The organism is Sphingomonas sp. (assembly GCA_019635535.1).
GTDB lineage: Bacteria > Pseudomonadota > Alphaproteobacteria > Sphingomonadales > Sphingomonadaceae > Allosphingosinicella.
This window is the reverse complement of record JAHBZH010000001.1, coordinates 1468551-1481264: the sequence shown is the minus strand read 5'-3', so window position 1 is coordinate 1481264 and position 12714 is coordinate 1468551. Positions and strand designations below refer to the sequence as shown.

The 12714-nt window shown below is 67.2% G+C and carries 11 protein-coding genes and 1 tRNA gene; 8 read left to right on the top strand and 4 right to left on the bottom strand.

All coding sequences use genetic code 11. The annotated features are described in order from the left end of the window. Positions 1-2 precede the first annotated feature (2 nt). From KF780_07530 to KF780_07520, 3 genes are all read right to left on the bottom strand, one after another. Positions 3-383 (bottom strand): NADH:ubiquinone oxidoreductase subunit NDUFA12, encoded by a 381-nt coding sequence (locus KF780_07530; GenBank protein MBX3561652.1) that lies wholly within the window; start codon positions 381-383, stop codon positions 3-5. A gap of 68 nt (positions 384-451) precedes the next feature. Further along, positions 452-1042: a CspA family cold shock protein gene (locus tag KF780_07525; GenBank protein MBX3561651.1), complete on the bottom strand. Its 591-nt coding sequence runs from the start codon at positions 1040-1042 to the stop codon at positions 452-454. Positions 1043-1113: 71 nt separating this feature from the next. Then, the gene (locus KF780_07520; protein MBX3561650.1) at positions 1114-1656 is read right to left on the bottom strand and encodes a RecX family transcriptional regulator; all 543 of its coding nucleotides are present in this window, start codon (positions 1654-1656) and stop codon (positions 1114-1116) included. Between the two features lie 88 nt (positions 1657-1744). Here KF780_07520 and KF780_07515 point away from each other — a divergent pair, with 88 nt between their 5' ends. The 7 genes from KF780_07515 (at position 1745) to nusG (ending at position 10911) form a co-directional block, all read left to right on the top strand. Further along, entirely contained in the window at positions 1745-3478 is a 1734-nt protein-coding gene (locus KF780_07515) for a fatty acyl-AMP ligase (GenBank protein ID MBX3561649.1), read from the top strand. 76 nt (positions 3479-3554) lie between these two features. Then, a complete protein-coding gene (locus KF780_07510) occupies positions 3555-5894 on the top strand; it encodes an EAL domain-containing protein (GenBank protein MBX3561648.1) in 2340 nt (779 codons plus the stop codon). A gap of 84 nt (positions 5895-5978) precedes the next feature. Beyond that, a tRNA-Trp gene (locus KF780_07505) sits at positions 5979-6056 on the top strand. Between the two features lie 363 nt (positions 6057-6419). Continuing rightward, positions 6420-9584: an N-6 DNA methylase gene (locus KF780_07500; GenBank protein MBX3561647.1), complete on the top strand. Its 3165-nt coding sequence runs from the start codon at positions 6420-6422 to the stop codon at positions 9582-9584. Then, a complete protein-coding gene (locus KF780_07495; GenBank protein MBX3561646.1) occupies positions 9565-9855 on the top strand; it encodes a hypothetical protein in 291 nt (96 codons plus the stop codon). The genes KF780_07500 and KF780_07495 overlap by 20 nt, the downstream gene beginning before the upstream one ends. Before the next feature lie 292 nt (positions 9856-10147). Next, positions 10148-10345 carry a preprotein translocase subunit SecE gene (gene secE / locus KF780_07490; protein ID MBX3561645.1) on the top strand — a complete coding sequence of 66 codons (198 nt, stop codon included), beginning with the start codon at positions 10148-10150 and terminating at the stop codon, positions 10343-10345. A gap of 26 nt (positions 10346-10371) precedes the next feature. Next, complete coding sequence (gene nusG, locus KF780_07485) at positions 10372-10911, top strand: transcription termination/antitermination protein NusG (GenBank protein MBX3561644.1); 540 nt, start codon at positions 10372-10374, stop codon at positions 10909-10911. A gap of 23 nt (positions 10912-10934) precedes the next feature. Here nusG and KF780_07480 read toward each other — a convergent pair whose 3' ends face one another. Further along, complete coding sequence (locus KF780_07480) at positions 10935-12017, bottom strand: alanine racemase (GenBank protein MBX3561643.1); 1083 nt, start codon at positions 12015-12017, stop codon at positions 10935-10937. 265 nt (positions 12018-12282) lie between these two features. Here KF780_07480 and rplK point away from each other — a divergent pair, with 265 nt between their 5' ends. Further along, positions 12283-12714: a 50S ribosomal protein L11 gene (gene rplK / locus KF780_07475; GenBank protein MBX3561642.1), complete on the top strand. Its 432-nt coding sequence runs from the start codon at positions 12283-12285 to the stop codon at positions 12712-12714.

Genomic DNA, 12714 nt, shown 5'->3' with positions numbered 1-12714 from the left:
GCTCAGTCGGGCATCCAGGCCTGATAATCGCCGGTCGCGGCGGCGCGGTGGCCACCGCGCTCCAGCGCGCCGGGCGGACGGAAGGCGAGCGGCGTGCCGGTCAGATTCGGCGTCGCCGCGCGCAGGAAGGCCGGCGGCGGCGGCAACGCCTCGTCCGGGACCGCGTCGATCTGGCGGGTGAGCCAGGCATACCATTCCGGCGGCACCCGGCTGACGTCGTTCGAACCGGCATAGATCACCCAGCGCCGGCCGTCCTTCTTGCCTTCGAAATAGGCGTTGCCGGCCGTGTCCGCGCCGACCTTGCGGCCATGGCGCCAGTTGTGGAGCCGGGTGCCGGTCGAGGCGCCTTCCCACCAGGTGAAGAGATTCTTGAAGAAACCCATGACGCGCGCCTAGCCGCTATGCGATGGCGCGCGCAAGGGCTTGCGCGCCGGCTGCCTGGCGGCCGGCGTCAGGCCGGTTCGATCTCGACCGCCAGCGGTCCTTTCTTGCCGACCGCGATCCGCGCCTTCAGCGCCTGATCCGGCGCCAGGTCGCTCATTCCGCCGCGGCGCACCGTTTCCATGTGGACGAAGATGTCCTGCGTCTCGTCCTCGTCGCGAACCAGGAAACCGTAGCCGCGCAGCCGGTTGAACCATTTGACGTGGACCGGCTCGAATTCGCCGGCATCGCCGATCAGGGCGGCGGGATCGATTCGGTCGGCGCGCGCCGGCGGGCAGCGCCCCGGCTCGGGCAGGATCGCCTGGCTCAAATCGATATCGATCACCTTGCGCGCCTGCAGTCCGCGCTCCTGCGCCGCGACCAGACATTCGATAATCGCGCCCTCGGGCAGGCTGCGGCGGTCATGCTCCTTGAGCACACTGAAATGGACGAGGATATCGCCGTCCGCCTCGTCGCTGACGATGAAGCCGAAGCCGCGCGTGGCGTCGAACCACTTCACGCTGCCCACCAGCCGCTGCAGGCTTTCATCGACGAGCGCGGCATCCGCGCCGCTCCCGTCGGGAACGGACGAGCCACTGACAATGATATCGTCGCTCGACATGCTCAATTGGTCCACCGGCTCCGGCACCCCGTAAAATTACCACTATTTTAACATTTGTGAACCGCCGCCGTTTACGCGTCGTCCGGTTCCGGGACCTCGCCCGGTCGCGCCGAAATAAGCCGTCGCGCCAAGTGGACAGGATGGCCCGCGCGCAGCATCGCCGCAAGACTCTTTTCGTAAGCGTTACGATCTGGCACGTGTGCCGCAAACGGCCCGATCCGCCGCCGCTCGGCGAAACGCAGCGCGGCCTGCCAGGCGTCTGCGTCCGCCCTTTTCCTGGCCTCGGCGACGTCCTCCTTCTCAACGCCGGCGGCGCGCAGCGCCTCGTCGACCCGGCGCGCGCCGTAACCGCGCCGGCCGAGCGACGCGGCGCGGGCAGCGGCGAAGGCGCGGTCGTCGACAAAGCCGAGCCGTGCCATGTGTGCGACAAGCGCCGCGACGGGCGGCTCTTCCGGCCCGTCCCAGCCGCGCTCGGCGAGCTTGCGGCGCAGATAGGCGGCGAGCCTGGCGCGAGTCGTCGCATAGCGCCCGACATAGGTCAGGGCCGCCTGCTCGAGCCGCTCCGCGTCGAATGGCTGCCTCGGCATGCGCGATGGTCGGAACGTCATGGCCATGTTTGTGCCACAGTCGAGCCGGATTATGAACGCGCCCCGTCGGCTATGGGCGGCGGCTGAATCGCATTTTCGGGACACGACCGCCCCAATGAACGAACCGCTCCAGCCGACGCCGACCGATGACGCTTTGCCGCACCGGCGGGCCGATTTCGCGACGATGACCGAGGCGCTCGATTATGTCGCCGACAGCACACGCGGCATGAACTTCCACGACGCGCGCGCGATGCTGGTGCGCGTCTATCCCTATGCTGAGCTGCGCGCCGATGCGGTCGCCAATGCGCGCCGGCTGATCGCACGCGGCATTCGGCCGGGCGACCGCATCGCGCTGATCGCCGAGACCGCGCCGGAATTCGTCGCGCTCTTCTTCGGGGCGCTTTATGCCGGCGCCTGGCCGATCCCGCTGCCGCTGCCCACCTCGTTCGGCGGGCGCGACGCCTATATCGAACAGCTCAAGGTGCAGCTCGACAGCGCCGATCCGGCGCTTCTCTTCCATCCGGCCGAACTGGTCATGGCCGCCGCAGCCGCGGAAAGCTGCCATGTCGCCAGCCTGGACTGGGAAAGCTTCGGCCGGGAGGCTGCGCCGGAGGTGCCACTGCACCGGGCCGCGCCTGACGACATTGCCTATCTGCAATATTCCAGCGGCTCGACCCGCTTCCCGCACGGCGTCGTCATCACGCATCGCGCGCTGCTCGCCAATCTCGCCGCCCATGCCCATTCGATGCATATCGGAAAGGGCGACCGGGGCGTCTCCTGGCTGCCTTTCTATCACGACATGGGGCTGGTCGGCTGCATGCTCTCGATGGTCGCGAACCAGATGTCGGTCGATTATCTGAAGACCGAGGACTTCGCCCGGCGGCCGCTTGCCTGGCTCGATCTCATCACCAGAAACAAACAGAATTCAATGAGTTATTCGCCGACATTCGGATACGATATCTGCGCGCGGCGGGTGTCGAGCCAGACCGATGTGGCGAACCGCTTCGATCTGTCGCGCTGGCGGGTGGCGGGCAACGGCGCCGACATGATCCGGCCCGACGTCATGCAGTCGTTCGTCGATACCTTCGCGCCGGCGGGTTTCGACGCGCGCAGCTTCCTGCCCAGCTACGGTCTGGCCGAGGCGACGCTCGCCGTCACCGTGATGCCGCCGGGCGAGGGCATCGTCGTCGAGATGGTCGAGGAGACCCTGCTCGCCGGCGGCTCGGCCAGCGAGCGCGACCGGCCGCAGCGCTATCGTGCCGTGGTCAATTGCGGCAAGCCGGTCCGCGACATGGAGGTGGTGATCCGCGACGACGACGGCACGCCGCTCGGCGAGCGCGAGATCGGCAAGGTCCATTGCCGGGGCAGCTCGGTCATGGTCGGCTATTTCCGCGACGAGGAAGCGACGCAGGCCTGCCTCGATGCCGACGGATGGCTGGACACCGGCGACATGGGCTATTTGTCCAACGCCTATCTCTACATCGTCGGCCGCGCCAAGGACATGATCATCATCAACGGCAAGAATCACTGGCCGCAGGACATCGAATGGGCGGTGGAGCAGCTGCCCGGCTTCAAGGCCGGCGACATCGCCGCCTTCTCGATCACCACGCCGGGCGGCGAGGAAACGCCGGCGGTGCTGGTCCAGTGCCGTACGTCCGATCTCGGCGAGCGCGGCCGACTGCGCGAGGCGATCCGCGAGCGGGTCCGGGCGATCACCGGGATCAACTGCGTGATCGAGCTGGTGCCGCCGCGCTCCCTGCCGCGCACCAGCTCCGGCAAGCTGTCGCGCGCCAAGGCGCGCAATCTCTATCTGTCGGGCGAAATCCAGATCTACGATATCGCCGCCTGAAAACCGGCGTGCCTGAACGGAATCGGATAACGCTTCTCTAACGCTTTCACAGCTATGGCTTCCCTCTGGGAGCGCCATGACCGAAAAAAGCCTGCCCAAACTCGACTGGCGCGTCGTGTTCAATCGTGCCGCACCTCCTGGCAGCAGGGGGTGGGGACGTGTGCGCGCCGCGCAGTTGCACGAGATGGGCAAGGCGATGATGATCGGCGCCCTCGGCCAGACGTTCAACGCGCTCCTCATCGTCTACATGATGCACGATCGCGCGCCGCCGATGGAGATGGCGCTGTGGCTGGGCAGCCTGGCGCTGCTGATCTGCTACACGATCAGCCATCGCCGCCGCCTGCGCGGCCGCCAGCTCCATTCGCTCCCCCGCAAGACGATCAACCGCGCCGCCTATCACAGCATCTTCTTCGGCCTGGTCTGGGCGATGCCGGCGCGCTTCTTCTTCGAACATGCGACGCACGGCCAGCAGCTCGCGCTCGGCGTGATGACCGCGACGATGATGGCGGGCGCCGCCTTCGTCTTCTCGCCGATCCCGGCGGCGGCGGCGGCCTACGTCCTCATCATGGGCGTCGCCGCCACCCGCATGCTGATGTCGACCGAATCCTACGTCATCATGATGATGGGGCCGATCTATACCGCAGCGATGCTGATGATCGTGGTGATGAACGGCCGCGCCTTCATGCAGCGCAAATATCTCGATTTCATGCTCGATGAGCGGCAGGAGACGGTCAGCCTGTTGCTGCGCGAATATGAAAGTTCCGACGCTGACTGGCTGTGGCAGACCAACGGCAAGCTCGCCTTTCAGAACGTGTCGGCACGCTTCGCGCGGGCCATCGGGCGCAGCGTCGAGGAGCTCGAAGGTCTCTCGCTGCTCGATCTGCTGCGCGACGCGCCGCGCGCCGAACAGCCGACCCGGCGCCTCCTCGCGGCCGCCGAAGCCAGCGCCGCGCGACGCGAGGCAATCACCGAGCTGGTGATCAACGTGCCGGTCGGCAATGCGGTGAAGAGCATCGCCTTGTCGGCGCGGCCGATGTTCAGCCCGCAGGGTCGCTTCATCGGCTATCGGGGCGTCGGATCGGATGTCACGGTCGCGCGCCAGGCGGCCGATCGCATCGCGCACATGGCGCGCCATGATGCGCTGACCGGCCTTCCCAACCGGCTGCAGCTCATCGAGAATCTGGCATCCGCTCTGGCCTCGGCCCGGGACGGGGGCCATGAATGTGCGATCCTGCTGGTCGATCTCGATCGCTTCAAGACAATCAACGATTCGCTCGGTCATGTCGCCGGCGATCATCTGCTGCAGCAGGTCGCGCGCTGCTTCGAGACGGTGATCTCCGACGAGATGACCGCGGGCCGGCTCGGCGGCGACGAATTCGCGATCGTGGTGCCCCAGATCGAGAGCAAGGACGAGCTGGAGCAGCTGTGCCTCGCGCTCGTCGGAGCGCTCCAGGGGCCCTTCCTCTATCGCGATCAGCGTCTCTTCGTCGGCGCCTGCATCGGCGCCGCGATCGGCCCGCGCGACGGCGATACGGTCGAAGAGCTGATCCGCAGCGCCGATCTCGCGCTCTATCGGGCCAAGGGCGCGAACGGCAACGATATCCGGTTCTTCGACCCCTCCTTCCATGCGCGTGCGGAGGAACGGCGCAAGATCGAGCTGGCGTTGCGCGGCGCCGTCGATGCCGGGGAGTTCTCGCTGAACTATCAGCCGGTCGTCGACGCCGACAGCCTTCAGATCCGCAGCTTCGAGGCGTTGCTGCGCTGGCACAATCCGGAGCTCGGCCAGATTTCGCCGGCGAAATTCATTCCGATCGCCGAGGAAACGGGGATGCTGGGCCGGATCGGCGAATGGGTGCTTCGCACCGCCTGCCGCGAGGCGACGAACTGGCCCGACGAGATCTCGGTCGCCGTCAACGTCTCACCGCGCCAGTTGCGCGATCCCGGCTTCATCGTCACGCTCGTCTCGGCGCTCACCCAGGCGGGCCTTGAGCCGCGCCGGCTGGAGCTGGAGGTCACCGAGACGGTCTTCCTCGAGCTGTCGACTGCCACCCAGAAGATCCTCCAGCAGATTCAGAGCCTCGGCGTACGCCTGGCGATGGACGATTTCGGCACCGGCTATTCCTCGCTCGGCTATCTGCGGAAGGCCGATTTCGACACGCTCAAGATCGACCGCTCCTTCGTCCAGTCGATTTCACAGCAGGATCCGGAAAGCACCGCGATCATCCGCGCCGTCGTCGCGCTCGCCGGCAGCCTCGGCATGAAGACGGTGGCCGAAGGCGTCGCCAATGACGAGCAGCTCGATCTCGTCCGCGCGCTCGGCTGCGATCGCATCCAGGGCTTCATCTTCTCCCGCCCCATCGCCGCCTCGACGGCGCGGGCGATGCTGGCCGAACAGGCGAAGCGCGCCGCCGCCTGACGGACAACGCCCCGCTATCGCCCGGTTCGGCGAGCTTACCCTTGCGCCCTTCCCCGCCGCCCGCTAAGTCGCCGGCCCTGGCCTAGGAGTGTAGCTCAGTCCGGTTAGAGCATCGGTCTCCAAAACCGAGGGTCGTGGGTTCGAATCCCTCCACTCCTGCCATGCCGGAGCAAGCGGCATAGCCGCGTTGGCCGAAGGGCATGCGAACGGCCGGCCGACGGGTCCGCGAAGCGGAGCCCGATCGACGTCACGAATTCAGTTCGTGACGGCCTCAGCGGTCCCTCGACCCATTCCCCGCGCGGCGGCGGCGCCAAAAGTTAGTCCAAGAACGCACGTCGGGTCCGACGTGGGCCGCCCGGCGAACTTCATCAACATCGCCCACATGACGCACGGCGACGCCGCGCGGCGATTCGACATTTGCAAATAGCCGAATCGAACATAACAGGAACAATGCCTGTAGGAAAGCTCTCCTTTGAGGGGTGGCGAGCGACGACGAGGCTGCTAGGAAGGCCTTTGGGAGGGGCGATGCCGACGCAACGACTGCAAGCTTATGCACGCCGGATTCGCGATCTCCTGCGCGCGAACCCGAACACGCCGGAAACCGGGCTCGCGCCAGCCTTCCAGCAGCTCGTCGACGAATTGCTGCCGCTCCTTCCGGCCGTCCCGGCGCTGACCGTTTCACCCGAATACCGCAACCCGGGCATCGGCCGGCCCGATATCGCATTGGTTCGACAGGGTCAGCCGCCACGCGCTTTCGTGGAACTCAAGGCGCCATCGAAACCCGCAAATCCCGAACGATGGCGCGATGCTCATGACAAGCGGCAATATGAGCGGCTGCGGGAACTGGCATGGTGGGCGTCCTCCAATTTCGTCGATTTCCACCTGTTCGGCCGCGACGAGGCATTGGGATCGGCGGCGATCGTTCCGCTTCGCGCGCTGAACCCCGACACGCCGGATGCGACCGCCGACCGACTGATCGCCGGACACGATCCCGCACCGTTCCTCGGCCTGCTCGCCACTTTGGCCCGCGCGGACGCGCCAGCGGCACGCAACGCCCAGCATCTCGCCGAGTTGATGGCGCATTCGGCCCGGCTGGTCCGCAGCGCGGTGCAGGAGCGGCTTGGCGAGTTGCGTGGCGACGAGCATGCCCGCCACCCGCTCATCCTGGTGCGCGAGACGTTCCGCAACGTGCTCTACGCGCATCCGGAGGCCGGCGGCTATTCGGCGGCGGATTTCGACGCGCTTTTCTCCTCCGCCTTCGCCCAGACGCTCGCCTTCGGCCTGCTGCTGGTGCGCGAGGCGACGGGCCGGGACGTGGGCGCGGATGCCTGGCGGGAAATGCCGGGCGAGCATCCGCTGATGCAGGCGGCCCTGCGCGTGCTCAGCGAACCGGAGGTCGCGCGCGAAACCGGCATCGGCTTCGATGTGATGCGCGACACGGTGAACAGCTTCGCGCCGGAAATCCTCGCGCTCGGCCCGGACGGACGCGATCCGATCCTCTATTTCTACGAGGATTTCCTCCAGACCTTCGATCCCAGGGCACGAGAGAGATACGGCGTTTACTACACGCCGATCGAGGTCGTGCGCTACATGACGGGCGCGCTCGATCGGGCGCTGCGCGATCGGCTGGGGACGCAGGGTCTGCGCGATCCCGCCGTCACCATCCTCGATCCGGCGACGGGCACCGGCACCTTCCTGCTCGGTGTCGCCGAACGGGTGCGCGATCAGGTGACGGCCGAAGCGGGCGGGGTCGAGGCGGCGATGGCGCTGGGCGATCTCGCCGGGCGGATGTTCGGCTTCGAATTGCTCGTCGGCCCCTACGCGGTCGCGCACTACCGGCTCCACCACGCGCTGCGGAACCGCGCGCCGGACGCGGGCGAGGAGGCGCCGCAGCCGGTGAACCTGCCGCGCCTCGGCGTCTATCTCGCCGATACGCTCTCCCGTCCGGGCGCGATCACGCCGGTCGGCGAGCTCGGCATTCAGGGCCTGCCGATCGACGAGGAGCGGCGCGAGGCGAACCGGATCAAGACCGAGCAGCCGATCCTCGCGATCATAGGCAACCCGCCCTACAAGCGGCTGGAGGAAGGCGAGAACGAAACCCTGGTGGGCCGCTGGATGGACGATCTGTGGGACGATCTGAAGGCGCCGGTGCGCGCGGCCGGCAAGGGCAACCAGCTCAACACCTTCCCCGAATTCTCCATCGCCTTCTGGCGCTGGGCGATCTGGAAATTGTTCGAATCCGAAAACGCGCCGCGCCGGGGCGTCGTCGCCTTCATCTCCAACCGCAAGTTCCTCACCGGCTGGCCCTATGCAGGCCTCAGGCAGATGCTGCGCGAGCGGTTCGACCGGATCGAGATCGTCGATCTGCGCGGCGACGTGCGCGCCGGCCCGCGCGGCGATGTCGAGGACGATGAGGGCGTCTTCAACATCATGGTCGGCACCGCGATCACGGTCGCCATCGCGGACGGCAGCAAGCCGGAAGGCGCGCTGGCGGATGTGACCTATGTGGATTCATGGGAGCAGGAATTGTTCCGGCGGCGGGCGAAACTCGATTGGCTGCTCGACGAGGCGGCGACGGGAGAAATGCAGGACGCCGTGGCGGTCGAGCGCGGGGTGCTCGATGATATGCGGCCAGCACCTTTTCAGAATGGCGAATGGCTGTCGATCAGGGAAGCCTTTGCTTTCTCAAAATCAGGAATGAAGTCAGGCAACGACCCGATATTCGTCGCCACCAACGAGGCTTCTTTGCCCTCGAAAGTAGCTCCGGCGTTAGCCGCGCGAGCAGATTCCAAGTTCGATCCCGCTCTTGTTAGGCCGCTGGCATATCGTCCATTGGACGGTCGATTTTTCTATAACGACCTCCCTCTCCTGAATCGCCCAGGTCCTGCCATGCAAAGGGCATGGGGACCACGGAACATCGGATTATATTCGATGCCATTCGGCACGTCAGCAGGTCCTGCCACCTGGAGCTATACCGATTTGCCAGACTATCATGCTTTCAGTGGTCGCGGCGGCTACGCATTCCCCCTTTACGACCGCCGCGAAGGCCCCGACGCCTCCAACCTCTCCCCCGTCCTCGTCGCCAGCCTCGCCGAATCCTATGGCGTGCCGGTCGCAGCCGAGGACGTGTTCGACGCCATCCTCGCCTTGCTCTCTGCCACCTCCTACACGCGCCGCTTCGCCGAGGATCTGGAGGATGTGTTTCCGCACATCCCCTTCCCGGCCGATCATGCCGTCTTTCTGCGCGCCGTCGAGATCGGGCGGGAAATTCGCGGCCTGGAAACCTTCGCCCGGCCGCCGGCCGCGCAGCCGGCGGGCTTTTGCCGCCTCGCCAGCGAGCCCGCTGGCGAGATCGCGCCCGGCGCTTTCCGCGACGGCGAGATCGCCCTGTGCGCGGACGGCAGCGGGCGGATCACCGGCGTTCCGCAGGCGGTGTGGGATTTCGCGGTCAGCGGCTATCGCGTCCTGCCGCGCTGGATCGAGGGCCGCGCGGGCCTTCCCGCCGATCTCGCCTTCGTGCGCGAGTTGCGCGACGTGGCGGCGCGGATCGCGGAACTTATCCACCGTTTTGACGCGGCCGATCTTGTCCTGGACGACACGCTCGCGCACACTCTCACCCGCGCGGAGCTGGGATTCCCCGCGCCGGTTGAAGAGGCGGAAGCGCGAGACGATGACGGACCTGTTCGGTGACGGCCAGCACAGCCTGTTCGGCGACGGCGGCGACCGCATCCCCCATCCCGAGCAGCCGAGCCTGACGCCCGATCCGGCGCGGGTGCGCGAGAAGCTCAATGCCCTGCTCGCCACCGCCCGCGCGGCCGACCGGATGCCGTGGGACGCGCGCAAGGCCGGCATGTGGCAGATCGTCTTCCCGCAAATGGCGAACTGGCTGCCCGACGACGAGGCGGACCAGCTTCGCTTCGAGTTCGCGCGGGAGATGGAGCGGCTGAAACAGGCCGCCTGAGGCGGGGAGCAAAGGCAGCCAGCCTCCGTCACGGGACCATTGTCCCGTGACGTCGGACGGGTTCGCCCGGCTCCGGGCCGGTCGCCCCGCCGGCCGGCGGGCGCCGTCTGCGTTCGTAGCGCTGCTCGCGCTACTCATGCGCGGCTTCGCTCTTGCCCCGCCCTCCCCACATCGCTACATAGCGCTCCCAATCCGGCATGGTGGAGAGCGGCGCCAGTTCCAAGGGACTGGGCAGCGGGCCCTTGTCCGGACGCCTTGACCAGGCAAACGTGAAAACGAAACGAGGCCGAGCATGGCGAAAGTGAATCCCGGCGAATTCCTGCGGCAGGTCCGCGCCGAGACGGCGAAGATCGTGTGGCCGGGACGTCGCGAGGTGCTCATGACCGGCGTCATGGTGGTCATCATGACCGCCCTGCTCGCCTTGTTCTTCTTCGGGGTCGATTCGGCGTTCAGCGCGATCGTCCAGGCGCTGCTCGGCTTGCTGAGCTGAGCCCCCAACCGTATCGGAAAGTCATCATGTCCCGCTGGTACATCATCCACGCTTATTCGGGCTTCGAGAACAAGGTCCGCGATTCCATCATGGCGGAAGCGACCCGCATGGGCCTCGACGCGCTCGTCGAATCGGTCGAGGTGCCGACCGAGAAGGTCACCGAGGTCCGTCGCGGCAAGAAGGTCACGAGCGACCGCAAATTCTTCCCCGGCTATGTGCTGGCCAAGCTCGCCATGAGCGACGATGTCTATCACCTGGTGAAGAACACGCCGAAGGTGACGGGCTTCCTCGGCTCGTCGGGCAAGCCGCAGCCGATCAGCGATGCCGAGGCGGCGCGCATCCTCAACACCAAGGACGAGGCCGCCAAGGCCGAGCCCAAGGCGCGCATCTCGGTCGATTACGAGATCGGCGACTCGATCAAGGTGCTGGACGGCCCCTTCGCCAGCTTCAACGGCATCGTCGAGGAGCTCGATTTCGAGAAGGGCCGGGTCAAGGTCTCCGTCTCGATCTTCGGTCGCGCCACGCCGGTCGAGCTCGAGTTCGAGCAGGTCGAGCGGGTCAAGTAAGGGAGCGGCGGCGCACGCCGCCGTCACCAGCCTCCGAAACGCGGCCACACGACCCGGATTTCGTCCGAAGCCCCATCGACGACATGATAGCGGTCATGCTGCGCGGCCGTGGCGCAGGCATGATTGGGGAAGATGCGCACCCGGTCGCCAACCGCAAGTACCGGCGGCGCGGCGGACGAACCGGGCCGGAGCGCGAGGATGCCATGCTCCTGATTGGCGCTGGCCACGATCAGGTCGCCGAACGGCCGCCCGGCCAGGTCGCAGACCAGGCCATAGCCCTGATCGACCTCCTGCGCGGCGGTGCCCCGGTCGCGCGACAGCGCCATCCAGCCCGCGTCGACCAGGGTCCAGCCCTTCTCCGCCTGATGCCCGATCACGGTGGCGAGGACGGAAATCGCGATGTCATCGAGGGCGCACACGCCGAGTCCGGCCATGACGAGATCGTGGAAGACATAGACACCGGCGCGCACTTCCGTGACGCCGGTGAGATCGTCCGCATGATGCGCCGTCGGCGTGGCGCCGACGCTGACCGCCGGGCAAGCGAAGCCGGCGGCGCGCAGATGCCCCGCCGCCGTCACCACCGCATCGCGCTCCGCCGCGGCGCAGGCGCGCATCGCCTCGGCGCCCTTCGCTCCGTAGCTGCCGCCGGCATGGGTCAGGACGCCGCGCACTTCCGCCCCCTTGGCGAGCGCGGCGGCGATGGCGGTCAGGCGCGCCGCATCGTCCGGCGCCACGCCGGCACGGTGCCCGTCGCAGTCGATCTCGATATAGGCCGGGATCGCCGCGCCCGCTTCACGCGACGCCGTCGCGACCGCCTCGGCCTGCTCGGGCGAGTCCAGCAGCACGGCAAGATCGACGCCCCCGGCGCGCAGAGCCAGCACCTCGTCCAGCTTGGCCGGCGTGATCCCCACCGCATAGGTAATGTCGCGCACGCCCGCCTCGACGAAGCGGCGCGCCTCCGCCAGCGTCGAGACGGTCGCCGGCCCCTCCGGCGTCGCCATCATCCGCCGCGCCACCTCGATCGACTTGCCGGTCTTCAAATGCGGCCGCGCCGCGACCCCCAGCGCCTCCAGCCGGCCCCGCAGCCGCGCGATGTTGCGGTCCATCCGGTCCGCATCGAGCACCAGGCAGGGGGTCGGCAGATCGCGCAGGGTCATGGGGGCATCGGACATGGCGGACTCCGGTCGTTCCCATCGCCATCGCCCACCGGCCGCGCGATTTCAATGCGCCGGGCGTCCGCCTTCCCGTTTGCGCTTTGCGCCCGCCTGCGCTATGGGCGCCGCCTTCCAACGCGACAGCAATGGAAACTCATGCGGGAGGCGGCTCTTCGGGACCGTCGTCTGGACCGCTAAACTTGAAAGAGAGTGACACATGGCGAAGAAGATTACGGGCTATATCAAGCTCCAGGTGCCCGCGGGCGCCGCCAATCCGTCGCCGCCGATCGGCCCGGCTCTGGGTCAGCGCGGCGTCAACATCATGGATTTCTGCAAGGCGTTCAACGCCGCCACGCAGGACCAGGAAAAGGGGATGCCGATCCCCACCATCATCACCGTCTATGCCGACCGCAGCTTCTCGTTCGAGACGAAGACGCCGCCGGCGAGCTTCCTGATCAAGAAGGCGGCGAACATCAAGTCGGGCTCGAAGGAACCGGGCAAGGTGTCGGGCGGCAGGATCAAGCGCTCGCAGCTTCAGGCGATCGCCGAGACGAAGTTCAAGGATCTGAACGCCAACGACATCGAGTCGGCGACGAAGATCATCGAAGGCAGCGCCCGCGCGATGGGCCTCGACGTGGTGGAGGGCTAA